The 24,919-nt window shown below is 65.2% G+C and carries 19 protein-coding genes; 9 read left to right on the top strand and 10 right to left on the bottom strand.

Annotated features, from left to right (window positions below):
* Positions 1-81 precede the first annotated feature (81 nt).
* Positions 82-1,857 carry a dihydrolipoyl dehydrogenase gene (gene lpdA / locus H8F01_RS12285; RefSeq protein ID WP_187055408.1) on the top strand — a complete coding sequence of 592 codons (1,776 nt, stop codon included), beginning with the start codon at positions 82-84 and terminating at the stop codon, positions 1,855-1,857.
* Positions 1,858-1,922: 65 nt separating this feature from the next.
* Here the strand turns inward: lpdA and H8F01_RS12290 are convergent, their stop codons facing one another.
* From H8F01_RS12290 to H8F01_RS12320, 7 genes are all read right to left on the bottom strand, one after another.
* Positions 1,923-2,975 carry a hypothetical protein gene (locus H8F01_RS12290; RefSeq protein WP_187055409.1) on the bottom strand — a complete coding sequence of 351 codons (1,053 nt, stop codon included), beginning with the start codon at positions 2,973-2,975 and terminating at the stop codon, positions 1,923-1,925.
* A gap of 593 nt (positions 2,976-3,568) precedes the next feature.
* On the bottom strand, positions 3,569-4,621 hold the full coding sequence (locus H8F01_RS12295; RefSeq protein WP_187055410.1) for a hypothetical protein: 1,053 nt from the start codon (positions 4,619-4,621) through the stop codon (positions 3,569-3,571).
* Positions 4,622-5,352: 731 nt separating this feature from the next.
* Positions 5,353-6,021, bottom strand: a complete 669-nt coding sequence (locus H8F01_RS12300) for a hypothetical protein (protein ID WP_187055411.1) — start codon at positions 6,019-6,021, stop codon at positions 5,353-5,355.
* Positions 6,022-6,083: 62 nt separating this feature from the next.
* Positions 6,084-7,913, bottom strand: a complete 1,830-nt coding sequence (locus tag H8F01_RS12305; protein ID WP_187055412.1) for a tetratricopeptide repeat-containing sulfotransferase family protein — start codon at positions 7,911-7,913, stop codon at positions 6,084-6,086.
* A 116-nt stretch (positions 7,914-8,029) separates the two neighbouring features.
* The gene (locus H8F01_RS12310; RefSeq protein WP_187055413.1) at positions 8,030-10,909 is read right to left on the bottom strand and encodes a TonB-dependent receptor domain-containing protein; all 2,880 of its coding nucleotides are present in this window, start codon (positions 10,907-10,909) and stop codon (positions 8,030-8,032) included.
* Positions 10,910-11,077: 168 nt separating this feature from the next.
* Positions 11,078-12,181: a DNA polymerase IV gene (gene dinB, locus H8F01_RS12315; RefSeq protein ID WP_187055414.1), complete on the bottom strand. Its 1,104-nt coding sequence runs from the start codon at positions 12,179-12,181 to the stop codon at positions 11,078-11,080.
* A 175-nt stretch (positions 12,182-12,356) separates the two neighbouring features.
* Complete coding sequence (locus H8F01_RS12320; RefSeq protein WP_187055415.1) at positions 12,357-13,682, bottom strand: peptidase MATCAP family protein; 1,326 nt, start codon at positions 13,680-13,682, stop codon at positions 12,357-12,359.
* Between the two features lie 275 nt (positions 13,683-13,957).
* Between H8F01_RS12320 and H8F01_RS12325 the strand changes: the two genes are divergently transcribed.
* Together H8F01_RS12325 and H8F01_RS12330 are read left to right on the top strand one after the other, a co-directional pair.
* Positions 13,958-15,289, top strand: a complete 1,332-nt coding sequence (locus tag H8F01_RS12325; protein WP_187055416.1) for an APC family permease — start codon at positions 13,958-13,960, stop codon at positions 15,287-15,289.
* A gap of 88 nt (positions 15,290-15,377) precedes the next feature.
* Positions 15,378-17,573 carry a beta-agarase gene (locus H8F01_RS12330; protein WP_187055417.1) on the top strand — a complete coding sequence of 732 codons (2,196 nt, stop codon included), beginning with the start codon at positions 15,378-15,380 and terminating at the stop codon, positions 17,571-17,573.
* Positions 17,574-17,665: 92 nt separating this feature from the next.
* On the opposite strand, the gene H8F01_RS12335 is transcribed toward H8F01_RS12330, so the two are convergent.
* From H8F01_RS12335 to H8F01_RS12345, 3 genes are all read right to left on the bottom strand, one after another.
* Positions 17,666-18,073, bottom strand: a complete 408-nt coding sequence (locus H8F01_RS12335) for a hypothetical protein (RefSeq protein ID WP_187055418.1) — start codon at positions 18,071-18,073, stop codon at positions 17,666-17,668.
* A 178-nt stretch (positions 18,074-18,251) separates the two neighbouring features.
* Positions 18,252-18,719: an Mpo1 family 2-hydroxy fatty acid dioxygenase gene (locus H8F01_RS12340; RefSeq protein WP_238480967.1), complete on the bottom strand. Its 468-nt coding sequence runs from the start codon at positions 18,717-18,719 to the stop codon at positions 18,252-18,254.
* Positions 18,720-18,967: 248 nt separating this feature from the next.
* Complete coding sequence (locus H8F01_RS12345) at positions 18,968-19,864, bottom strand: phosphoribosylaminoimidazolesuccinocarboxamide synthase (protein WP_187055419.1); 897 nt, start codon at positions 19,862-19,864, stop codon at positions 18,968-18,970.
* Between the two features lie 250 nt (positions 19,865-20,114).
* On the opposite strand from H8F01_RS12345, the gene H8F01_RS12350 reads away from it, so the two are divergent.
* From H8F01_RS12350 to H8F01_RS12375, 6 genes are all read left to right on the top strand, one after another.
* Positions 20,115-20,408: a c-type cytochrome gene (locus tag H8F01_RS12350; protein ID WP_187059271.1), complete on the top strand. Its 294-nt coding sequence runs from the start codon at positions 20,115-20,117 to the stop codon at positions 20,406-20,408.
* Complete coding sequence (gene djlA / locus H8F01_RS12355; RefSeq protein ID WP_187055420.1) at positions 20,405-21,214, top strand: co-chaperone DjlA; 810 nt, start codon at positions 20,405-20,407, stop codon at positions 21,212-21,214. Before H8F01_RS12350 ends, djlA begins: the two co-directional genes overlap by 4 nt.
* Before the next feature lie 96 nt (positions 21,215-21,310).
* A complete protein-coding gene (rpe, locus tag H8F01_RS12360) occupies positions 21,311-21,991 on the top strand; it encodes a ribulose-phosphate 3-epimerase (RefSeq protein WP_222615660.1) in 681 nt (226 codons plus the stop codon).
* 748 nt (positions 21,992-22,739) lie between these two features.
* Complete coding sequence (locus H8F01_RS12365) at positions 22,740-23,519, top strand: SEL1-like repeat protein (RefSeq protein ID WP_187055421.1); 780 nt, start codon at positions 22,740-22,742, stop codon at positions 23,517-23,519.
* Positions 23,520-23,632: 113 nt separating this feature from the next.
* Positions 23,633-24,322: a proteobacterial dedicated sortase system response regulator gene (pdsR, locus tag H8F01_RS12370; RefSeq protein ID WP_074546320.1), complete on the top strand. Its 690-nt coding sequence runs from the start codon at positions 23,633-23,635 to the stop codon at positions 24,320-24,322.
* Positions 24,322-24,909 carry a hypothetical protein gene (locus H8F01_RS12375; RefSeq protein WP_187055422.1) on the top strand — a complete coding sequence of 196 codons (588 nt, stop codon included), beginning with the start codon at positions 24,322-24,324 and terminating at the stop codon, positions 24,907-24,909. Before pdsR ends, H8F01_RS12375 begins: the two co-directional genes overlap by 1 nt.
* The last annotated feature ends 10 nt before the right edge of the window (positions 24,910-24,919 follow it).

Below are 24,919 nucleotides of genomic sequence, written 5' to 3' on the forward strand. Positions count from 1 at the left end.
CCTCCGGGGAGAGGGCAGGGTGAGGGGCGGGTGCTCGCGATACCGCCTCAACAGGTAGCGAACAAGAACAAAGGATTCCCCATGGCAAGCACCATCGAAATCAAGGTCCCCGACATCGGCGGTCACGACAACGTGCCGGTGATCGAGGTGCTGGTGAAGGTCGGCGACACGGTCGCCAAGGAACAGAGCCTGATCACGCTCGAATCGGACAAGGCGACGATGGAAATTCCGTCGAGCGCCGCCGGCGTGATCAAGGAACTGAAGGTCAAGGTCGGTGACGAAGTCTCCGAAGGCGCGCTGATCGCCGTGCTCGAAGCCGCCGAAGGCGCCGCCAAGGCAGAGGAAGCACCGAAGGCAGCCGCGCCGGCACCTGCGCCGGCCCCTGCCGCTGCGCCTGCCGCGGCTCCCGCGCCGAAGGCAGCCGGTGCATCGGGTCGTACGCCGGACATCGAATGCAAGCTCGTCGTGCTCGGCTCGGGCCCCGGCGGTTACACCGCCGCGTTCCGCGCGGCCGACCTCGACGTCGACACCGTACTGGTCGAGCGTTACGCGTCGCTGGGCGGCGTGTGCCTCAACGTGGGCTGCATCCCGTCCAAGGCGCTGCTGCACGCTGCGGCCGTGATCGACGAAGCCGATGCCATGGCCGCGCACGGCGTGAGCTTCGGCGCGCCGAAGATCGACCTGGACAAGCTGCGCGACTTCAAGACCAAGGTGGTCGGCAAGCTCACCGGCGGCCTGGCCGGCATGGCCAAGCAGCGCAAGGTGCGCACCGTGCAGGGCGTGGGCACCTTCGTCTCGCCGAATGAGATGGAAGTCCAGACGGCTGAAGGCACCAAGCTGATCCGTTTCGAGAACGCCATCATCGCCGCCGGCTCGCAGTCGGTGAAGCTGCCCGCGTTCCCGTGGGACGACGAGCGCATCATGGATTCCACCGGCGCGCTCGAGCTGAAGGAAGTGCCCAAGAAGCTGCTCGTCGTCGGCGGCGGCATCATCGGCCTGGAAATGGCCACGGTGTATTCCTCGCTCGGCAGTGAAGTGACCGTGGTCGAGTTCATGGACCAGATCATCCCGGGCGCCGATGCCGACCTGATCAAGCCGCTGGCGCAGCGCCTGGCCAAGAAGCTCAAGGGCGTGCACCTCAAGACCAAGGTGGTGGACGCCAAGGCCACCAAGAAGGGCATCGAGGTCAGCTACGAAGGCGAGAGCATTCCCGAAACCACGCTGTTCGACCGCGTGCTGGTGGCCGTGGGCCGCTCGCCCAACGGCAACAAGATCGGCGCGGACAAGGCTGGTGTGGCCGTGACGGAGCGCGGCTTCATCAACGTCGACACGCAGATGCGCACCAATGTGAAGCACATATACGCCATCGGCGACCTGGTAGGCCAGCCGATGCTGGCGCACAAGGCCACGCATGAAGCGCGTGTCGCGGCCGAAGTCGTGTCCGGCATGAAGAGCTACTTCGATGCGCGCGTGATTCCGTCCGTTGCGTTCACCGATCCGGAAGTGGCATGGGTGGGCGTCACCGAGCGCGAGGCCAAGGAAAAGGGCCTCAAGGTCGGCGTGGGCAAGTTCCCGTGGGCGGCCAGCGGCCGCGCCATCGGCATCGACCGCACCGAGGGCTTCACCAAGCTGATCTTCGACGAGGAAACCCATCGCATCGTCGGTGGCGCCATCGTCGGCCCGCACGCGGGCGACCTGATCAGCGAGCTTTGCCTGGCGATTGAGATGGGCGCGGAAGCGGCTGACATCGGCCTCACCATCCATCCGCACCCGACGCTTGGCGAATCGGTGGGCATGGCGGCCGAAGTTTACGAAGGCACCATCACCGACCTGTACATGCCGAAGAAGAAAAAGTAAGCAGGCAGCGTCGACATGAAAAAGCCCGGGATTTCCCGGGCTTTTTTTTAACCAACGGCGGGAGGTCAGTTCGATTCGGGGAACTGGATCGACGGCGTGCTGCCACTCGATGCGGTGCAGCTGCCCAGGTTGAGATTGTTGCTCTCGCCCGTGCTGCCGGAGTTGGCGACACAGGACGGGGCGGCGGTCGAGCCGTTGGACACCGCAAGCTTCACCGTGATGTGCGAGCCGCTGTTGAACTGCGCTTCCGAACCGCCAGCGTTGCCCACCACGTTGAACTCGCCGACCTTCCACACGGTGGCCAGGTACAGCACGCTGTCGTTGCCACTGGAGCTGTAGGCCGTGGTGCCGTTGGTGAACACCACCGTGTCCTTGCCGCTTGCGGTGGCGCTGCCGGTGAGCTTCACGTTGCCCAGCTGCGTGGCGGGCACGTCCGGCGCGGTGGTGGCGGCGCTGTTCTTGTAGCAGTCGCCGGCGCCGTCGCTGCCGAAGCCGCTCGGGCAACGCCTGCCGCCGTAGTTGATCAGCCAGTACTGCATGAACACGGCGGCCGAGCCCTGCACTTCATAGTCCGGCGCATAGACGAACTGCTGCCACACCGTGCAACCAGAGTGTCCTTTGCAGGCGGACGTGGTGTCGTCGAAGCTGGAATTGATCTGCAGCGAGTACTCGTTCGGACCCAGGATGCCGCCGCCGCCATAAGCGGCCACGCCCACGCCGGTTTCCGAGGTCACGCCCGTCACGGACGGGAACGTGCCCACGGCCTGCTTGATCAGGGTGGCGGACTGCAGCGTGTAGTCGTTGCCGTTGCCAGCGGTTTGCGCAGCACCGCCGAAGAGGCGGAAGCGCGGCACGGGTGCAACGCGCGGCTGGAGTGCATGGCAGGCGGTCTGGTGCCAGACGATGCTGGGGTACGACGCCTGGAAGCAACCTTCCGACGGTGTGGCGATCTGCGCCATGGCGTCGCGCCAGCTGGCGCGCGACTGTTCCTCCATGGGGCTGACGTACTCCGGCGTCGCCTGCACGGAGGCGCCACCCGAAGGTGCGGCGTAAACGGCAGGAAGGAAGGCGGCGCCGATCAGGCCGGCGAGCAGCGCAATCTTGGTCTTTGCACGCATTGAATATCTCCCAGGTACGCAAATAACCATCGGTTTTCGACCGAGGACGATTCCGTCGGCCGATGACAGGCAAAACTGCCTACACGCCAGCAGTCGGGCGACTGCAGCGAATCCCTTGCGGTTCCTATGGGTGCTTCCTTGGAAGGAAGACGAAGCGGGTACTCCCCAGTGCTGAGTGATTGGGAAAACGCAGTGTCCCCTTGGCACTCCGGAGTACTTGGTACTCCTTGGATCATGCGGATTGCAAATCGAAAAATCATGCGTCGGTCGGAGTAAGCCCTATGTCAGCAACCATGCATCGCCGGGCTCGATCCGATGCCTTGAACACCAAGCTTATTTTCCAGGTAAACCGCGGGCGTCGAATTGCGCTTGACGAGAGCTGGCCGCAAGAAGACGCGGCTACGAAAACCGCCGCAAGGACGGCTTAAAGCAGGGCTTGTCCATAGCTGCCATGGGCAGTGAAGGGTGCCGGAAAGAACCCATGGGGTTCATGGGTCGAATGCCTGCGGCGCGCCATGAAGGCGGCATGCAAGCAAAAAGAAAGAGCCCGGATAGACCGGGCTCTTTGTCTTGCACGTCTGAAACCGCAGCGATCAGTTCGATTCGGTGAACTGGATGTACGGCGTGGAACCACCGGCGGTGGAGCAGGTGCCCAGGTTGAGGTTGTTGCTCTCGCCCGTGCTGCCGGAGTTGGCAACGCACGACGGAGCCGTGGTGGAGCCGTTGGATACGGCCAGCTTCACCGTGATGGACGAGCCGCTGTTGAACTGCGCTTCCGAACCGCCGGCGTTGCCGACCACGTTGAACTCGCCGACCTTCCACACGGTGGCCAGGTACAGCACGCTGTCCTTGCCGCTGGAGCTGTAGGCGGTGGTGCCGTTGGTGAAGACCACGGTGTCATTGCCACCGGCGGTGACGCTGCCGGTGAGCTTCACGTTGCCCAGCTGCGTGGCCGGCACATCCGGCGCAGTGGTGGCGGCGCTGTTCTTGTAGCAGTCGCCGGAACCGTCGCTGCCGAAGCCGGAGGGGCAGCGCGAGCTGCCGTAGCCGATCAGCCAGTACTGCATGAAGACGGCCGCCGAGCCCTGCACTTCATAGTCAGGCGCATAGACGAACTGCTGCCACACCGTGCAACCGGAGTGGCCTTTGCAGGCGGATGTGGTGTCGTCAAAACTGGAGTTGATCTGCAGCGAGTACTCGTTGGCGCCGAGAATGCCGCCGCCGCCATAAGCCGCCACGCCCACGCCGGTTTCCGAGGTCACGCCGGTCACGGTCGGGAAGGTGCCCACGGCCTGGGTGATCAGGCTGGTGCTCTGCAGCGTGTAATCGTTGCCGTTGCCGGCGGTTTCGGCAGCGCCACCAAAGCCACGGAAGCGCGGCACCGGTGCAACGCGCGGCACCACTTCGTGGCAGGCGGTCTGGTGCCAGATGACGCTGGGATACGTGGCCTGGAAGCAGCCATCCGACGGCGTGGCGATGTGCGCCATGGCGTCTCGCCAGCTGGCGCGGGCCTGCTCTTCCAGCGGGCCGACGCTTTGCGTCGCCGCCTGCATGGAGGCGCCGGCGGTGGGTGCGGCGTAAACGACGGGAAGGAAGGCGGCGCCGATCAGGCCGGCGAGCAGCACAATCTTGGTTTTTGCACGCATTGAGTTTCTCCCTGGTACGCGAATGGTTATTGGTTTTCGGCCGCGGAGAATTCCGTCAGCCGATGACAGACAACAACTCACCTACACGCCAGCAACCCGACGGTTGCAGCGCTTTCGCTTGCGATCTCATTGCTCCTTCCGAATGACGGAAGGCGAATCGATGACGTCCCCAGCATCGAGTACTCGGGGATAACAGGGCGGCCCCTGAGTACTCCGGAGCGTTTGGTAACCCATGTGTCACGCGGTTGCAAATCGAAAAAAAGTGCGTCCTTTGATGTAAGGAACACGTCAGACTGCTTTGTATCGATAGAAACAATGCGACGCATTGAGCGCAAAGAGAAAATCGGCGCGATGATTCCAGTGCCGGCCTCGGTGCGAAAGGGAGTGCTCGCAAAAAGGCACGAGCGTGAAAATCGTCATCACGACGGCTTATTGCAAGACAGGTCGATCACTGTCGCGGTGTGAAGGAAACCGCTTAAAACAAGCCATTTTCGACATCATCGGAATGTCTGTGATGCGCTTCGCAATTCGTGGTGTTGTTCGATCGGAGTTGTGACTGGTGCGTGAAGTCTTTCGATGCGCAAACGCGCGCCGCGCCTTGCTGGCGGCAGCGTCGGCAAAGTGGCGGCAGGAGTAGCGTGATCGAGTCCGGCGCGATGGTTGCGAATGGCGATGTCGTGCACGCCGTGCGAGATCGCGCCGAGGCACGGTCTCGCTATCGATGTCGGGCCTTACTTTTCCGTGTTCGCCAGCGCCGCCTTGATCGGCACGGAGGTCTCTCTCAGGTAACCCACGGTGCCCTTCGAGCTGTTGATCATCTGCTGCAGCACGCTGAGGAACTCCACCGGGTCGACGTCCTTGCCCAGGTTGATGCGCGTCTGCAGATCCACCATGCGCGGCGCGTCGAGCGCCAGCGTCGCGTTGTGCGAAGTCCAGCTGGCCGCATCGCGCAGGGCGGCGTAGGCGGCGGCATAGCGGTGCAGGCGTGACACGTCGATCCAGGTGGCAGACTGGTTCGCCACCGCGACATCCCACGCCTGCGTATTGAACGCCGGCCAGTTGATGCTCAGCGCAAACTTTCCACTCAGCTCGCGAATGTGCCTGTTGACCTCGGCATCCGGCAGGCCCTTCTTCACGTCATCGGCCACGGCTTGCTGGATCGCCGTCAACGGCGCGAGTTTCTTCTCGTCCGTCTGGATGGCGTCCTGTATGTCCTGCAGCGTACTGCCGAGTTCCGCATTGATCTGCGCGCTGGCGTACTCAGCAGCGTGTCGATGATGTGCGTGCTCGATCCACTGCTCCAGGCCCAGCGCGGTGAGAATACTGAGCACGATCATCAGGTAGTGCTGCAGGAACTCGCGCAGCGAGTGCATCTTCACCTTGGGTACTTCGAAATGCATGGGGAATTCGTCCATGTCAGGCATTGGAATACGCGGCCGTGCTGGCGGCCGCTACAAGGTGGTCATTCGTCGTAGCCGAGCCGCGCCATCATCGGCCGCAGTATCGGCAACACCGGCTCGAACTTGTCGCGGTACGCTTGCCAGCGATCAACGGCCTTCCGATGAATGCCCTGGGTGACCTGCGCGTAGCTCGGCGTGCTGATGTAACCCTTGGCGCGGGCATGCTCCGCAAAGCGTGCCATGGGGGTGCTGTCTTCCACCTGCAGGAATTCGCCCAGCCGTACGAGATGCTCGTCGAAGCGCGAGACGACGGATTCGTAGCGCCACTCCAGCACACGGGGAGCAAACACCTCCACGTGGCGGAACCAGTGTTCGAAAGCATCCACGTATCCGCGCGCGAGACGCTCCAGCGACGAGCACAGCACCATGAAGGCTGGCGAGCGGAACGGCTGCATGAAACAGCTCATCAACACATCGCAGGGGTGGCGCAGGCACAGGATGATGCGGGCCTCCGGAAACAGCCGCATGATCATGGGCAGGCACAGCATGTTCAGCGGGTTCTTGTCGACCAGTCGCCGGCTGCCGAGGTCCGGTGCAATCCGCTGTACGTCCGCGGCATAGAGTTCCCGCAGCTGATCCACGTTGGCCTGGGTCAGCCCGGCGAGATCGGCTGGGTACGCCTGGCCCGCCAGCTGCATGCGCTTGATCAGTTCGTAGATGAAGGCGCGCTCGTCCATCGAGCGGAAATCGGGGTGCGCATCCAGCATCTGTTCCAGCAGCGTGGTGCCGGAACGGGGAAAGCCCACCACGAACACCGGGCTCTTGTCGCTGCCTGGCGCATGCAGCGGCGACCATCGGTCGCGTTCGAGCCGGCTGACCGATTGCGTGACCATATCCAGCGGCTGGCTGCCTGGCTCAAGCAGCTCGGGGACGAAGTCCCGGGCGAATCGCAGCTGCGAGGCGTGGGCGTCGTCCAGCGCCTGCCATGCGTCTTCGCGGCGGCCCTGCTTGTCGCGAATGGCGGCCAGGCTGAAAGCCGCGCCGGCCCGCAGATGGGCATCCTGGTGCTCGTTGCGCAATCCGTCGAACAACTGCGCCGCCTGCTCCAGCTCGCCGCGCCGCGACGCAACGCTGGCGTGCACCTGCAGCCCGGCGTGTCGAAGCTCCCAGTCATGGGCGGGCAGCGATGCAAGCGATTCCAGCGGCAGGTCGGCAAGCTCGGTGACGGCCCGCTCGATCTGGTTGCTGCGTTCGTACATGGACGCGCGCATGGCGGTGATGCGCTGCGCCAGCGAAAGGCATTGCGGCCCTTCCGGCAGCACCGCCTGTGCCAACGTACGAAAGGCCAGATCCTGGTAACCGAGGCTGGAAAGCATGGTGGCCAGGATCAAGGCCTGTTCGGCGGGCTGGGGCGGCCATTGCCCTGCGCCGTCGAGCATCACCTCGGCGCCGCGCGTGTCGCCGCAGAAGTGGCAGGCATAGGCAGCCTGAAGACGCGCCTCGATGAAGTCGGGGGCAAGGCTCACGGCCTGCAGCAGCGTTTCGCGAGCGATCAGCCAGCGCTGTTGCTGTGAGTAGAGCAGGCCAAGGTTGTACTGGACGTCGGCCTGTTCGGGGGCAAGCTCGATGGCCTTGCCCAGCGCACGTTCGGCGAGTTCAGGGTTGCCTGCCGCACGCGCGGCGTTGCCCAGGTTGTTCCAGTAGGCGGAGACATCCGGCCGGCGTTGCGTAAGTCGCTGGAAATTGTCCAGCGCATCGTGGACGTGGCCTGTCGACTGCTGCGCCGCGCCCAGCAGGAGCAGCACCGTATCGTCGGCCGTGGCGGGGTCACCGGCGGCCTGGCCGAGGGCGAGCAGGCGGTGCATGTCACCGGCGTTGAACGCCGTGATCATGCTTGCAATCAGTTGCTCGGACGATGATGACGCGGACGTGCCCATCGCCTGATCTTAACAGCGATGTGGCCGCAACAAGCGTTGCGGCCACATGCCTACCTTCCGTCGGACGGTGCTTAGAACTTCACCGTCGCACGAGCCCAGTAGTAGCGACCCATCACGTCATACGTTGCCGTATCGACGTTGTAGTTCAGGCCGTTCTGGTACACCAGCGGCGGGACGCGACCGGTGAGGTTGTCGATACCCACGTCGAACTTCGTGTGGGCAGCTGCCCACTCGTAGCCAGCCTGGATGTTGTGGTACGTGATGGCACCCATCGGCATGGCCACGGCCTCGCCGGTGTCGGCGTAGGCGGTGAGGTTCTTCAGGTGGTTGATGTAACGGCTCTGCCACTGGGCGCTCCAGTTACCGAGCGACCAGTTCAACGTCAGCGTGCCACGCCAGCGGCTGATGTTGCCGAACTGCTGGGTGTAGGTGCCCGCGTAGTTGATCGTCTCCGCACCCGGTGCACCCGGCGTGGCGTCGTTCTTGAACGTATCGATGTACGTGGTGTTGAGCGAGGCCTTGAAGTTGCCGGGATCCACGCCTGCCACGTTGAAGTGCGGAATGGCGTAGTTCAGGGTGAAGTCGACGCCGCTGGTGCTCAGGTTGCCCAGGTTCACGTACGGCGTGTTGACGTAGTTGATGCCGCCCGGGATGGACGTGCCGTTGCCGTAGCGGTTGATGTAACCGCAGTACGGGCTGGCGTTGTCGGCGAAGCACTCATTCAGCACGGTCTGTGCCTGAATGATGGTCAGCATGTCCTTGAGCGTGATGCGCCACAGGTCGACCGTGGTGGACGCGCCTTCCAGCCAGCTCGGCGAGTAGACGAAGCCGAAGTCATACGACTTGCCCTTTTCGGGCTTCAGCGACGCACCCACGGGCACGGCGCCCGAGTAGTGGCCGGCGATCTGCGTGTTCAGCGTGCTGACGTAGTTGGTGTTCGGCGGCATGAACTGACAGGCTGCGGCGTGCTGGGCCAGCTCGGCAGACGTCAGGTTGTAGCAGGGATCGTTGACCGTCGGGTTGGTGATGGTCTGGCCGTCGTACAGTTCATCCAGGTTCGGCGCGCGGAACACCTGCGAGACCGTGCCGCGGACGAGCAGGTCGGCGATCGGACGATATTCCACCGCGAACTTGCCGTTGGTGGTGCTGCCGGACGTGTTGTAGTTGGAATGGCGCAGGCCCAGATCGACGTTCAGCGAGTAGGCCCAGGGCTGTTCGCTCAACAGCGGGATCAGTGTTTCGGCGTAAAGCTCCTTCACCGTCTGGTTGCCGCTGGCCGGCGAGCCGCAGGCCTCCTGCAACACGACGCAGGTGCCCTTGGAGACGTCGAGCAACGCATCGCTGGTGACGGTGTAATCCATCGTGTTCTTGCGATACAGCACGCCGGTGGACAGCTGCATGGTGCCGGCGGGGAGATCCCAGAGGCCGCCCGAGGCGTTGGCCTGGAACTGCTTCATGACGTTGGTCAGCGCGTAGATCGGGTTGCTGACGCCACTCTTGAGCTGCGCCGTCACGGCGGGATCAGCCTGGTTGAAGATGTTGGCGCCGGCATCGATCGCCGCCTGCAGGGCGGGGATGTTCACTTCGTTGAAGTTGGTCTGCACGCGGTGCGTGCGGCCGTAGTCGAAGCTCGCGTCCCAGATCCAGCTGCTTGAACCGAAGACGCCGCGCAGGCCGGCATTGACCTGGGCGTTGTCGGTGCTGAACGTATGCAGGCGGGTGCCCACGCCGGTAAGACGCGTGCTGATCAGGTTGTTGCCCGCCACCGCCGGATCACCGAAGGCCACGCCGAACGGGTTGTTCGGGTTGTTGGCCGCCACCGACCAGCCGTCGGCGCCGCTGGTCGGTGCAGGTGCGTCCTGGCCGGCCGAATGCGTGTGGTTGTAGAACGCATCGCCAAAGAACGTCACGTAGTCGTTGATCTTGTAATTACCAAGCACGAAGACGTTGGTGCGTTCGGACTGCGTCTGGATGTAGTTGTAGGCGTTGTAGTTGTAGACGTCGCTGGCGCCGTTGAAGCAACGGTAGTCGTTGACGCTGTTGCCCGAGCCGCTGGCCAGCGTGACCAGGCCGGAGGAGCAGTTGGCGGGCAGGCCGGGGTTGCCGGCCGGCAGCTGGAACTTGCCGGAGGGAACCGTGTGCGAACCGGAGATCTGCGGACCGGAGCTGTACAGCGACAGCTGGTGGGCCGAGAAGCCGCGGCGCGTGGCGATCACCGGATCCTGCTTGTTGTAGTCGATGCCGGCGACGATGTTGCCCTGGTCGCCGCTTGCGCCCACGGTGAACTGCGCGCCATGACGCTGGCCATCGCCATGCGAGGAGACGCCGTCGTTGACGCTCAGCTCCGCGCCCTTGTAGTCCTTGCGCAGGATGAAGTTCACCACGCCGCCGACGGCGTCGGAGCCGTACACGGTGGAGGCGCCATTGGCCAGCACGTCCACGCGCTCGACCATGTTCTGCGGAATCATGTTGAGGTCGGCGTTGGCCAGGCGCTGGCCGTCCACCAGCACCAGGGTGCGGTCGGTGCCAAGGCCACGCAGCGACACGCGTGCCGCGCCGTCGCCGCCTTCCAGCGTCGGGCTGGCGACGCCGCCGCCGTTGCTGTTGTTCTGGGTGTTGGTAGCCGTACCCGACACGCTGGGCAACTGCTGGATCACGTTGCCGAGGGTGGGCGTGCCGTTGTTGGTGATCGCGCCACGGTCGAGGGTGACGACCGGACTGGCGGTTTCAGCGTCGACGCGGCGGATCAGCGAGCCGGTGACGGAAACGGCGGTGAGCGTTTTTGCGTTGGACTTGTTGGCTTGCTGGTCGCCGCTGTTCTGGCTCTGCGCGCTCGATGCGTCCTTGTTTGTTGTGGCGTCCTGCGCCTGAGCCATGGCGGCCGTGGATGCGATGCCGACAGAAAGCGCCAGGCGTACCGCAATCGACAGACGATTGTAATTGGACTGCATGTTTGTCTCCCCGAATTTAGGCAAAAGAGTTCCCGCTATAGGCGCCTGGACGTCTATAGGTGTTGCACCGCTTATTGGGTTCCCCGAGGCCACTCTTTCAGGAAATTGATACCGAGACAAGGCCTCTTTAACAATTCTTTCAGTAGCCGAATGCTTTCACGAGTGGTTTCAATTGAAACCAACGTGTCCGAACAGATCGCTTTGGGCCGCGAAGCTGTCGGCGTCCACGAATCCGGCCAGTCCCACACCCACGAGTCGATAGCGCGTTTCCGACGGACGGTCGACGCGGTCACGCAAGGCACAGGCAATATCCGCAATTTCTTGCGCAGAGGCTGGTCGTGTCGATGGTGTGAAACTTCGCGTGAGCGTATGGAAGTCCGACGTCTTCAGCTTGAGCACCACCGTGCGCGCCACGCGCGCGTGGTCGCCGCTGGCTTCGCGTTCGTGGGCCGCCCAGGTTTTCTCGGCGAGGCGCCGGATGTGCGGTGCGATCTCATCCAGCGTGAGGTCGCTTTCGAAGGTGTCCTCGGCAGACACCTGCAGGGTCGGGCGGTCGGGCTGCACCGCATGGTCATCGATACCCAGGGAGAGTTCGTGCAACCGTCGTCCCCAGCGGCCGAAATGTTGTTCGAGTGGCGGACCGCCAAACGCTTTGAGGTCACTGACCGTGGCGATGCCCAGTTCGGTCAGCTTCGCCTCCATCACCTTGCCCACGCCTGGAAGCCGCCCCACCGGCAGCGGTGCAAGGAACGCCTCGACCTGGTTGGGACGTATCACGAACAGGCCATCGGGCTTGCGCCAGTCCGAGGCGATCTTGGCGAGGAACTTGTTCGGGGCCACGCCGGCTGATGCCGTGAGCTGCGTTTCCTCGCGGATGGCGGCACGGATCGCTTCCGCCGTTGCGGTGGCCGAAGGCAAGTGCGTGTGCGTGGTGGTGACGTCGAGGTAGGCCTCGTCCAGTGACAGCGGTTCGATCAGATCGGTGTGACGCGCGAAGATCTCCCGCACCTGCCGCGATACCGTCTTGTATCGCGTGAAATCCGGCGGCACGAAAATCGCCTGCGGGCAAAGGCGTTCCGCGCGCACCGCCGGCATGGCCGAGCGCACGCCAAAGGTGCGTGCCTCGTAGCTTGCGGCGCATACCACCGAACGTGCACCGCGCCACGCCACCACCACCGGCTTGCCGCGCAGCAATGGATCGTCGCGCTGCTCCACCGACGCGTAGAACGCGTCCATGTCGACGTGGATGATCTTGCGGGGCAGGGAAGGCACAACCGGACGCGGGTGGGGCGGGGCGCACAGTCAAACACGAAACGGCCCGGTTGGCGCGTGGCATTGCGGCATGGTGGCGAGGTGGCCTGTCGCGAGCCGGGTCCGTTCCCACGGGCTCGCTCCCACAGAAGGCGGCCACATGGTGGGAGCGAGCCCTGCTCGCGACAAAGCCCTTTTATTGCCAGGGCGTGTGCAGACTCTCGTCGACGCGCTTCCTGTCCAGTTCCACGAAGGCGTGCAGGTCGAAGGTATCCAGCCGGAAGCGCTGGGCGGCGGTGAAAAAAGCCATCAAGGAAAGAATGCGCTGGGGATTGCGTGCCCACGGCGGCACATAGACCGCACGGGCAATCAGGCCGCTCTCCAGGTAAGGGGCCAGCATGATCACGTCCGACGCGGTCACGCGCCCCGCAAACAACAGCGGCAGCATTTCGACATGGCCTTCCTGCAGCACCTTGCGGATGAACACATAGATGCCCATCACGCCTTCCAGATAGGCACTGTCCTTGGTGAAGCAGATCTTGCCCCTCGGGTCACCGCCACGGAAGATGCGCGCCGCGCTCTGGTAGCTCTCGACCGGTGACTGGCCAGCATCAAGGAAGCCGCGGAACACTTCGATGAAGTCCGCGCCGTCCAGTGCGTTCTTGACCGCAACTACCCGCAGCGCGATGCGACGCAGGCGGTTCAGGTCAATCGCGCCGGTGATGATCTCGGAGAACGTCGCCAGCCCTTCCTGCGCGCGCGTGGTGCGGGGCGCGCCCAGGCCCAGCGATTTGAAGTAGGGCTGATGCTTGCCGTTGAGCAGCGTGGCGGTGTGCACGAAGGCTTCGTGTTCGGTGAGCTGTTCCAGGTCCAGCGCGGAGAACAGCGCGGTCGAGCGAAGGTTGATGCTCTTGCTGCCGGCCGTGGCCTTTGACGGCAGGTCCGGGTCGAGCACCACTTTCACCTCGTCCTTGTCGAAGAAAGGACCCAGGCGTTCGCGCAGGCGTTGGGCGAATTCTTCGGCGGGTATATCGGCAGGCACACGCGGGAGGCCTTCGCGGCTGATCAGGTCGTCGCTGATGGCCAGCAGCTCCTTCGCTGCATCGAACGCGTTGGCGGTCTGCCCCAGGTAGATCGCGTCGGGCCGCCCATACAGCGCAGTCGAGCAGCGCGTAAATGTCTCCGTGCCGATGCCCATCAGCATCTGGGCTGCGGTGAGATAGCTCCACGCGGTCTTGAAGAGCCAGTCCCCGAGCGGGTGGCCGCGGTCCAGCTTGGCCATGATCGCCCTGAGCGCGGCCATTTCGCCGCTCAGATCGGGGTGGCGCACCGGTGGCTGCGGCAGTACGGGCTGGCCCTTCTCCCAGGAGGCCATGAAGGTCGTTTCCATGGACTGCGGCCAGTCGATGGCCTTCAGTACGCGGATCTTCTTGCCCACGGCGACCAGTTCCCGGTCGCATTCCAGCAGGGGGCCAAGGGTCTTGTCGTCCTCGGGGCGGACGACGCCCGCAACGGTACTCATGGTGCCTCCGGGTAGTGCTTCAGCAGGAAGGAAGGGCCGGTTCGCCTTGGCGACCGAGGCTGTGACTATGGCCTCCGCCTGTGATGGCCGATAGCGAAAAACTACTGATTGTCTTGAGAAAGTCATGTTGACGGCGGGTGCTGTCACATCCTCTTGGATTCTTCGTGCCGCTTGCACTTCGTCGTCGGTGCCGTGTCTTCCGCCAGTCGTAGAACCGGGCGCAGTCCGCTATCGTCCATGTCTCGTATCTGTCACGAAGGACGCCGTGCCGCTCCATGACTGCTGAGAACTCTTCCGCGTATCTGCGCCGCCTGGGCACCTGGGATGCGGCCGCCATCGTGATCGGTGGCGTGATCGGCGCCGGCATCTTCCGCAGCGCCTCCACCGTGGCGGAGCGCACGTCCTCGGGCGCGCAGCTGCTCATCTTGTGGGCCATCGGTGGCCTGCTGACCCTGGCAGGCGTGCTCTGTTACGCGGAGCTCGGCGCCCGCCGGCCACAGGCAGGCGGTGTCTATATCTATCTGCGCGAGGCCTACGGGCAGCTGCCGGCCTTCCTGTTCGGCTGGACCATGGCGCTGATCAACTACCCCGGCAGCGTCGCCGCGGTGGCCACCACGTTTGCCGACTATTTCTGCTCAGCCATCGGACTGTCGCCGCAGCTCTGGGTGAAGCCGGTGGCGGCCGGCGCCATCGCCTTCATCGTGGGCGTGAATTTCTTCGGCATCCGCGCCGGTTCGCGCATGCTCAACGTGTTCACCTTGCTCAAGCTCTCGGCCATCGCCCTGGTGGTGGTGACGGGTGTGATCCTGGCGCACGGGCAGTTCGGCCATGTGCTGGCCACGGACACCACGCATAACGTGCCGTCCATCGCGATCCTCGGTGCACTGCTGCCGGTGCTGTTCACCTACGGCGGGTTTCACTACCTCAACGATCTGGCCGGCGAAGTACGCGAGCCGCAGCGCACGCTGCCGCGCGCGCTGGGTCTGGGTCTGTGCGGCGTAGTGGTGTGCTACGTACTGGTCAATTTCGCCTACCTCGCGGGACTGGGGCATGCCGGGCTGGCGGCTAGCCAGGCGCCGGCGGCGGACCTGATGCGCCATCTGTTCGGGGAGGGTGGCGCCACCCTGATCGCCGTGGGCATCGCCTGTTCCACCTTCGGTTACTGCAGCATCGCCATCGCCGGTGGCGCGCGCGTGCTGCAGACCATGGGCTCGGACGGCATGCTGTTCAAGGCGGTGGGGCGCATCCATGAGCGCTCCCACGCACCGCGCGTGGCACTGGCTGTACTGGGTGGCTGGGCCATCGTGCTGGTGATCTCGGGCAGCTTCGGCCAGCTGGTCGACTACACCACGGTAGGCGAGTGGTTGTCGCATGCGTTCGGCATTGCCACGCTGTTCTGGTATCGCCGGCGTTTCCGCAACGAACCGTCGCCGTATCGCGTGCCGTTCTATCCGGTATTGCCCCTGCTGTTTGTCTGCACGGTCTTGGGCGTGATCATCGTCACGTCGATCAATTCGCCCGGCGATGCCGGCATGAGTCTGGCGCTGATCGCCATGGGCGCGCCCGTGTATTACGCATGGCGCGCGTGGCAGCGGAGGTCAGCATGAAATTGCGTTCGCGCTGCACGCTGATCCAGCAAGCCAACCTTCAGACGGCACAGGCATACTGCCGCCAATTCCACGCGACGAGCCACGGATGAACCGGATCGCTCCCCTAGCTGCCTGCTGCCTGCTGGCCCTGAGTGGCTGCCACAAGGCGAGCGATACCGATCGTGCCGATCTCAGCCACGCCGTGGCCACCGCATCGGCTCCCGCCGCCGCCGCGTCCAACGTAACGGCAACGCCGGCACCGAAGACGCCGCAGACCTCGCTGGATCACGTCGTGCTCGACGGCAAGCCCGTCACGGTCGATGGCATGTCGTTGCAGCGCTACGTGTTCCAGCCATCGCCGCAGCCGCAGGTCACGGTGATGCTCGACAAGGGCGACTGGTCGAAGGAAGGCTCGCTGCGCGTGGACATGCAGAACGCGATGCCATGGGCGGTAACGCTTACCGTGGATATCGATGGCGTGAAGGCGGGTGAACACCTGCACGCGACGGTCGGCATCCCGGCGGGCCCGCCGCAGACGCTGGTGATCCCGCTGCGCGCCACGTCGCCGCGCGACATGGGCATGCAGGTCGGGCCGCCCATGCCGTATGTGTCGGGCGGCAAGCGCCTGTTCGTGGCCACCACGGTGGAAGGCAAGCTCGATCTGGCGCACGTGAAAGCCGTGCGTCTGGGCATGCCCGCGCCCACGGCGGCGCAGAGCCTGCTGTTCGGCCGGCTGGATACCTCGCGCGGCGACCACGACCTGCGCGAGGCCTATACCGGCATCGTCGATGCCTGGGGCCAGTACACGCGCGGCCAGTGGCCGGGCAAGGTGGATTCGGACGAAGCGCTGCGTGGCGCCCGCCCGAAGAAGAAAGCCGTGGCGGCCATGGACGCACAGGCGCGCAAGGGCTTCGACCGTTTTGGCGGCCGCACCGACCAGCCGGCGTTCAAGGCTACCGGCTGGTTCCGCACCGAGCAGCGCAACGGCCGCTGGCAGCTGGTGACCCCCGAAGGGCACGCCTTCTTCTCGCTGGGCGTGAACGTGGTGGACGATGACGGTGGCCGTACCTACATCGACGGCCGCGAGTTCATGTTCAAGGACCTGCCGCGCGACAGCAGCCGCTGGACGCCGTTCTACGGCACCACGGGCAAATCGTCCGGCGAGCAGCAGGCTTCGGCGGGCATCGCCTATCACCAGGGCAAGTGGTTCGATTACTACTCGGCCAACCTGTTCCTTGCCGACGGGCGTCATTGGCGCCAGGCCTGGCGCACGCGCACCATCGAACGCCTCGATCACTGGGGCTTCAACACGCTGGGCAACTGGAGCGACGACGCACTGACCCAGATGCACCGCATGGCCTATACGCGCTCGGTGAACATCGCCGGCACGTTCGGCAATGTCTCCAGCGGTTACGACTACTGGGGCCGCATGCCTGATCCGTTCGATCCGCGCTTTGCGCAGGCGGCGGACGTGGCCGCGGCGCAGGCCGCGAAGGAAGTGCGCGACGATCCGTGGATGCTGGGCTACTTCGCCGACAACGAACTGGCATGGGCCGGGCAGGGGCCGCAGGGGCGCTGGGGCCTGGCGCAGGGCACCCTGCGTGGCGAAGCGCGCAGCCCGGCCAAGCAGGCCTTCATCGCCGCGCTGAAGAAGGAATACGGCACGCCGGCAAAGCTGGCCACCGCATGGGGCATCACGCTGGATTCGTGGGATGCGCTGAACGTCACCAACTTCGCCGCGCCCAGTCCTGACGATGCGCACCCGGCCATTGCCGATGACTACAGCGCCTGGCTGCGCGCCTATGCCGACCAGTATTTCCGCACGGTGGCGCAGGCCATCCACAAGCACGATGCCCACCACCTGTTCCTCGGCGGGCGCTTCGCGGTGCATACGCCGGAAGCGGTGGCGTCATGCGCGCAGTTCTGCGATGTCGTGAGCTTCAGCGGGTATGCGGATGTACCCGAGCGTGCCTTCGACGCGGCCGCCTTCGCCAAGCTCGACAAGCCGGCGCTGATTTCCGAATTCCATTTCGGTTCCGATGATCGCGGCCCGTTCGGCAAGGGCGTGGTGCCGACGTGGAACGAGCAGCAGCGCGGCGAAGCGTATGCGCACTACGTCGCCGACGCGGTGGCCAATCCTGCCATCGTGGGCGTGCACTGGTTCCAGTACGTGGATCAGCCGGTCACCGGTCGGCTGATTGATGGCGAGAACTCGCACATCGGCCTGGTCGCGATTACCGACCGGCCGTTCACGCAGTTCATCGACGCCGTGCGCGAGGCGAATCGCAAGACGGGATATTGAGAGCCAGGAGTGAGTAGAGAGGCGTGAGTAGTCAGAGAAGGGCGTCGTGCTCTCTCTCGCTTCTCACTCCTCTCCACTCACTCCTGCCCCTTTCATGCAAGGCTGGTCGCCGCGCCAAACGCCAGCGCCATCACCACGGCCACTGCCATGCACGCGCTGGCGGGGCGGATGCGGCGGGCGTCCACGCGCGGAATAAGACGCCACAGCACGAACACGCCGATCACCATGTCCACCACCAGCGCGCCGCGGAACAACGGCGAGACCAGCAGGGGCGCGTAAGGTGGTTTGGCATGCCCTTCGTGCATGGCGACGCCGACGATGAGCAACAGGCCGATCAGGTTCCACATCAGGCAGGCGAGATACGTGCGGTTGAACACAACCGGGCAGCGTTCGGCCCAGCGCAGTACCGACCAGGCAACGATGGCGAAGAACAGTGCGCCGATGCTGCTGTAGAGCACCCACCAGAGCAGGGAACTGACAAGGGTAAGCAGGGTGGTCATGCAGCTTTTCCGGTTTTGCTCGTCATTCCGGCGCAGGCCGGAATCCAGTGGCGATGGCGCTGGGTTGCCGCATGGACGAACCGCGCAGTTGGGACGACGCGTTGTATCGCGTGGCGAACATCGGGCATCGACGCTACGGGATTCCGGCCTGCGCCGGAATGACGGGTAGGCAACGAATTCAGACGCCGACGCGGCGGAGGAACTTGTCCATCAACCATGCCGGTCCCACCAGCAGGTAGGCCAGGTCAGTGAAGAAGCTGGGCCGGCGGCCTTCGATGGCGTGGCCCACGAACTGACCGATCCAGGCCACCACGAACACGCCGATGCCGGTCAGCAGCAAGCCGTGCGGGCCCAGTGCGCGATAGGCGAACTCGGTAATCAGGCACAGCAGCACCAGCACCACGAACAGGGCGGCGGCGATGCGGCGTGATTGCTTCCAGTACCACACGAACGCCAGCACCAGCGCGGCCACGGCCCAGAACCCAGGGCGGCCGATCATCGGCGGCACGGGAATGGTCCACATCATGGCGATGGCGCACCACAGGATCAGCGGTACGCAGATCCAGTGCAGCAGTCGGTTGGTGGGGTTCTGATGGTCGTTGCTGTAACTGTCGAGCCAGACCTGCATGCCTTGCGTCGATGCCATCGGTGCGCGCCACTCTTCAAAGAGGTTGAGGTCGGAACGATTGCCACAGGTGTGGCAAACCGGTCCGGCTGCTGCGGCAAGGACAGGGCGCCGATGAGGGGCCAGTGCCGTGCCGGTGCCAGACCATACCGCGTCGGCGAGGCCGAAGGGAACGTGGTGCAGCTTGGGCGGTGCGCAAGGGGAGGCGGGTGGCCCCTGCGGCTGGCGAGGGGAGGCGTGCTGCCTCCCCTGGCGGGGCGATGCCGGGTTCAGTCCAGCGTGATGTCAGCCAGGCGCTGCAGCGCTTCGGCGTACTTGGCCGAGGTGGCGGCGATCACGTTGGCCGGCACGCTCGGGCCCGGCGCTCTCTTGTTCCAGTCCAGCGTTTCCAGGTAGTCGCGCACGAACTGCTTGTCGTAGCTCGGCGGGCTGATGCCGACCTGATAGGAGTCAGCCGGCCAGAAGCGCGAGGAGTCGGGCGTGAGCATCTCGTCCATCACATAGAGCTTGCCGTTCTCGTCGGTACCGAACTCGAACTTGGTGTCGGCGATGATGATGCCGCGCTCGGCCGCATAGGCGGCCGCCCACTGGTAGATGGACAGCGTGGCCTGACGCACCTGCTCGGCCAGCTCGGGGCCGACGGCCGCCACCACCGCATCGAAACTCACGTTCTCGTCGTGGTCTCCCACGGCGGCCTTGGTGGACGGGGTGAAGATGGGTTCCGGCAGCTGCTGCGCCTGCTTCAGCCCGGCCGGCAGCTTGATGCCGCACAGCGAGCCGGTGGCCTGGTAGTCCTTCCAGCCCGAGCCGATGATGTAGCCGCGCGCAATGGCTTCCACCGGCACCGGCTTCAGGCGACGCGTCACCACCGCGCGCTTCTCGTACAGCTTCAGGTCGGTGCCGGCCGGCAGCACGTCGGCCAGCGGCACGTCCAGCAGGTGGTTGGGCACCAGGTGCGCGGTCTTGTCGAACCAGAAGTTGGAGATCTGCGTGAGCATCTCGCCCTTGCCCGGGATCGGGTCAGGCAGCACCACGTCGAACGCGGACAGGCGGTCGCTGGCCACGATCAGCAAACGGTTCTCCGGCAGCGCGTAAACGTCGCGCACCTTGCCGCGATGGATCAGGTCCAGGCCCGGAAGGTTCGATTGCAGCAGGGTGGTGGGCACGGTCGTTCGCTCCTGGAGGGCCGGCCTGGCGGTCCAGGACGGGAAAACGGGGGAAGACGGCCCGGAACAGGCCGGCGATCAAGCGGGCAATTGTAGCGGGTGCGGCCCTTGGGGGAGGACTTGCTGTCGCGGGAGGACTCCGGCGGGCCTTGCCGTGGCTGCTAGAATCGGCCCTTTTTGAGCCCGGGTCTTCGTGATGGTCCTGCCGCCCCGCCGCATCGCATCGCTCGTCCGTTGCCTGGCCGCCGCCATGCTGGCGTGGGGCGCCGTGGCGCCGGCACAGGCGGCCGCACCGCAGAAGCCCGCGCGGCTGGGACTGTGCGCGGCCTGCCATGGCGAAACCGGCATGGCACAGATACCTGGCGCACCGAACCTGGCCGGCCAGCAGCTGGATTACCTGCGCGAAGCGCTCAAGCAGTACCGCGACGGCCGGCGCAACGTGCCGTTGATGCGCGCGGCGATCGGCCCCATGAGCGATGCCGACCTCGATGAACTGGCGCGCTGGTACAGCGCGCAGACGCCCGCCCACCAAGGCAACCCATGAATTTCACCTGGACCATCTGGCTCGCCCTCTTTGGACTGATCTTCGGCCACGGGCTTCCGGGCGCCGTGGTGGGCGGCATCACCGGCTTCGTCATCGACAGCCTGCGGCAGGGGCAGCGCCGTCGCGCCACGCCGGAAGCGGGTGGCTACATCAGCCCGTTGTTCGCGCTGCTGGGTGCGGTGGCCAAGTCCGATGGCCGCGTGTCCGAAGCCGAAATCGCCGTGGCCGAACGCCTCATGCAGCGCATGGGCCTGGAGCACGAGCAGCGCAAGCTCGCCATCACCGCCTTCAACGCGGGCAAGCAGCCGGAATTCGACGTCACCCCGGCCATCGACCAGTTGCGTCGATGGGTGGGCCTGCGTCGTGACCACGCCTTTCCCGTGCTGGACGTGGTGATCGAAACAGTCATCGCCGAGGGCAATCCGCCGCCGGAGAAGATGGCCATCCTGCGCCAGCTCGCCTTCGCGCTGCGCGTGAGCGACATGGAGCTGATGGCGCTGATGGCGATGAAGGGCTACGCCTGGAACGCTACCGGCGGCTCGCGTGGCTATGGCTCGCGCGGCAATGGCGGTGGCTACGTGCCGCCGCAGCGCAACACGCAGGGGCCCGATCCGTACACCGTGCTCGGCATCGGCCGCGATGTGGACGACCGCGCGGTGAAGCGCGCCTATCGCAAGCTGATTTCCGAACACCATCCCGATCGCCTGGGCGACCTGCCGGAGGCCATGCGCAAGCAGGCCGAGTCCCGCGCCAGCGAGATCAATGCCGCCTACGAACGCATCAAGGCCGAACGCGGCTTCAAGTAAACCCATTGACGACATGCGGGAGCGCACCCTGTGCGCGACTGCTGCCGCCTCGAACCGCCGGGTCGCGCACGTGGCGCCCCTACAGGAACAACGATCATGAGCATCCAGAGCAACGTCATCGCCCCATCCATTCTTTCCGCCGACTTCGCCCGGCTGGGCGAGGACACCGCCAAGGCGCTGGCCGCCGGCGCGGACTGGGTGCATTTCGACGTGATGGACAACCACTACGTGCCCAACCTCACCATGGGCCCGATGGTGCTCAAGGCGCTGCGCGACTACGGCATCACCGCGCCCATCGACGTGCACCTGATGGTGAAGCCGGTGGACCGCATCGTGCCGGACTTCGCCAAGGCGGGCGCCAGCGTGATCAGCTTCCATCCGGAAGCGAGCGAGCACGTGGACCGCACCATCGGCCTGATCAAGGATTCGGGTTGCCAGGCGGGCCTGGTGTTCAACCCGGCCACGCCGCTGTCCTGGCTCGACTACGTGATGGACAAGCTGGACCTGATCCTGCTGATGTCGGTGAACCCGGGCTTCGGCGGGCAGAAGTTCATCCCCTCCGCGCTGGACAAGCTGCGCGAAGTGCGTCGCCGCATCGATGAGAGCGGCCGCCCGATCCGGCTGGAGATCGACGGCGGCGTGACGGCGGCCAACATCGGCGAGATTTCCGCCGCGGGCGCCGACACCTTCGTGGCCGGTTCGGCCATCTTCAATGCGCCGGACTACAAGACCGTGATCGAGGCCATGCACAAGGAACTGGCCGCGGTTCGCGGCTGAGACTTGCAAGAACGACGGCGCGTCGCCTGACCCGTCAGGCAGACGCTCGCTGCGTTGTGTCAGCGACGCTGTGCAGGCGGCAGATAAGAAAATCCCGGCGCATCTGCGCCGGGAAAAGTTTCGTCGGAACGACGTGTGAGGAGACCACACGACGGCCGGTGATCCACGGCAAGAACCATCGACCGTCAACAAGTCAGACCGGGATTTTACGGTTTGGTTCCCGTACTTGCGTCGTCACCTTGCGATAGCGCTTTGTTAACACACAAAAAAATCCCCGCTCGTGGGCGGGGAAGGAACGTGCCTGGAGGACTCGGGTGCGGCCGCCTGCGCGGCCCGCCGGTCAGCCCCGGCGGCCGGCGCGCTTCCGTGCGCACCAGCCGCTTTCAAGGCTTCCACGGCAGAAGCAGAAACGGACGGGTTCAGCTGGCGAGGGCCATGCAGCGGCCATCGCCCTCAATGCATGCTCATGACCAGGCCCAGCAACAGGCCTCCGATCGCCAGCACCACGCGCAGTGGCTCGAAGCCGCGCAGTTCGGCATTGGGGTCGACGTTCGGTTGGCCGGAGGGGCGCATGGGCAGGGTTTCCTGAGATGGCGGCTCCATTGGGCGACCTCGGTGGGCATGGGGCGGGCGCCGGATATGGCAAAACGCGGGCAAGATCGGCCGGGGAGGTGACGGGTTCATCGTCAGCCTGGCGAAAGTGTTTGCGCTAGAGTGGCTCGCACTCGCCGCGAAAGGGATGTTCGTGATGACCGCTCGCATCCGCTACGCCCCGCTCGTCGCCTGCGCAATGCTCCTGCTGGCCGGCTCGGCCCAGGCCGCTTACCCGCCGCAGTCCGCCACGGGCGAGGCGCCCGCGCGGGAAACCTTCAAGCCGGACCGCAGTCCGGAAGAGGTCGGCCAGTCCTATTGCCCTACCGGCATGCAGCGTTTCGTGCCTGGCAGCTACTACTACTGCATGGGGCGGCGCGAGCTGGCCAAGGGAAACCACGCACGCAGCATGGCCGCCCTCATCGAGGCGGCGCGTTGGGGCAGCAAGCAGGCCCAGTTCCTGCTCGGGGTGGGCTACTTCAAGGGCGACAACCCGCGCCAGGATCGCGCCCGTGGCCTGGCCTGGCTGGGGCTGGCGGCCGAGCGCGGGGACGTGCTTTATCTCGGGGTGCTGAAGTCCGCCATGGCGCAGGCCACCGACGAGGAAAAGGCACGCGCCAGCCAGCTCTACACCGAGCTGCTGGGCAGCTATGGCGACGACGTGGCGGCCGTTCGTGCCGAGCGTCGCTATCGGCGCGAGCGTGACCAGCTGGTACGCGGCGATGTCTATGGCGCCGAAATCTGCATCGACGGTCTCAATGCCACCCGTCCGCCGACGGCGCGCGCGGACGATCCGGACCAGACTTTCTGCCCGAGTCGCCTGCCGGTTGCGCTGGTGGCCCGCCAGGTGGACGAGTCGGCCGAAGAAGTGCTGCGGGGCTGGGCGGGTCATGTCACTGTGGGCGAGCCGCGCAAAGTGCCCGCCCCCGGCCAGTGAGTCGTGGCGCCGCGCCGACGGCGAATGGCGAAATGCGGGCATTGGGGCTTCGTGGCTTGCACGGGCGCGGCGCAGCCGGCACGCTGCGCGCCATTGCCATTCCGGAGCGAGCCATGGGCCGCAGCATCGCCATCGTCGAAGACGAGCCACTGATCCGCGCGAACTACGTGGAAGCCCTGACCCGCTTCGGCTACGAAACGCGCGGCTACGGCTCGCGCCAGGAAGCCTCCAGCGCCTTCGCCATGCGCCTGCCCGAGCTGGTCATCATCGACATTGGCCTGGGCGACGAGCCCGAGGGTGGCTTCGATCTGTGCCGCGAGCTGCGCGCCAAGTCCGCCACGCTGCCGATCATCTTTCTCACTGCGCGCGATTCGGATTTCGACGTGATCTCCGGCCTGCGCCTGGGTGCGGACGACTATCTGAGCAAGGACACCAGCCTGCACCAGCTGGCAGCGCGCATTGCCGCGCTGTTCCGCCGCATCGAGTCGCTGAAGGTGCCGGCCAGCAGCGAGACGGTGATTGAGCATGGTCCGCTCAAGCTCGAGTCCGAGCGCATGCGCATCACCTGGAACAACGAAGAGATTCCGCTCACGGTCACCGAGTTCTGGATGGTGCACACGCTGGTGCGCTTCCCCGGCCATGTGAAGAATCGCGACCAGCTTATGCGCGAGGCCGAGCTGGTTGTGGACGACGCCACCATCACCTCCCACATCAAGCGCATCCGCAAGAAGTTCATCGCCGTGGCGCCGGAATTCGACGCCATCGAGACGGTGCATGGCGTGGGTTATCGATGGAAGCCGTGATGAAACGTTGGTGCTGGGCGTTGCTGTGGTTGCTGCTGATGTCGACGGCGCAGGCGGCCACCGGGGACAGGACAGCTGCGGTGTCCGGGCCGGCGGATCGCGATATCCCCGGCTGGACCATCCGCACGGTTGCGCCTGACGGCTGGACGCAGGATTGCTGCCTCTACGCCAAGGCCATCGGCGTGAACCAGGTGTTCTACAAGGGCGAGTGGACGGGCGAGCCCGAGCGGGTGATGGTGCTCAACGTATGGCCGTCCAAACTGTCGTCGCTCGAGGCCGAGCTGCAGGACGATCGCCACCATTACCTTGAGCGCGACAAGGCCGGCAAGGCCAGTGACTTCGCGGTCGACAACAAGACCATGGCCTGCCGTGGCGTGTTGTACGAAGGCACCGACCACAAGGACGACGTGGTGGTGTTCTGCGATCCGGGCCTCGCCACCGGCATCCGCCTCAGCTGGTCGATGACGCTGGCGCACGGCGACGCGCAGGAACATGACCTGCTCGCGTCGTTCCGTCGCGTGGTCGAGCAGTCCCAGTACGTGATGCAGCCGCCGGCCAAGGCGGGAGCCGCCAAAACGCAGCACTGAGCCGCGTTTT

The organism is Dyella telluris (genome assembly GCF_014297575.1).
Lineage (GTDB): Bacteria > Pseudomonadota > Gammaproteobacteria > Xanthomonadales > Rhodanobacteraceae > Dyella > Dyella telluris.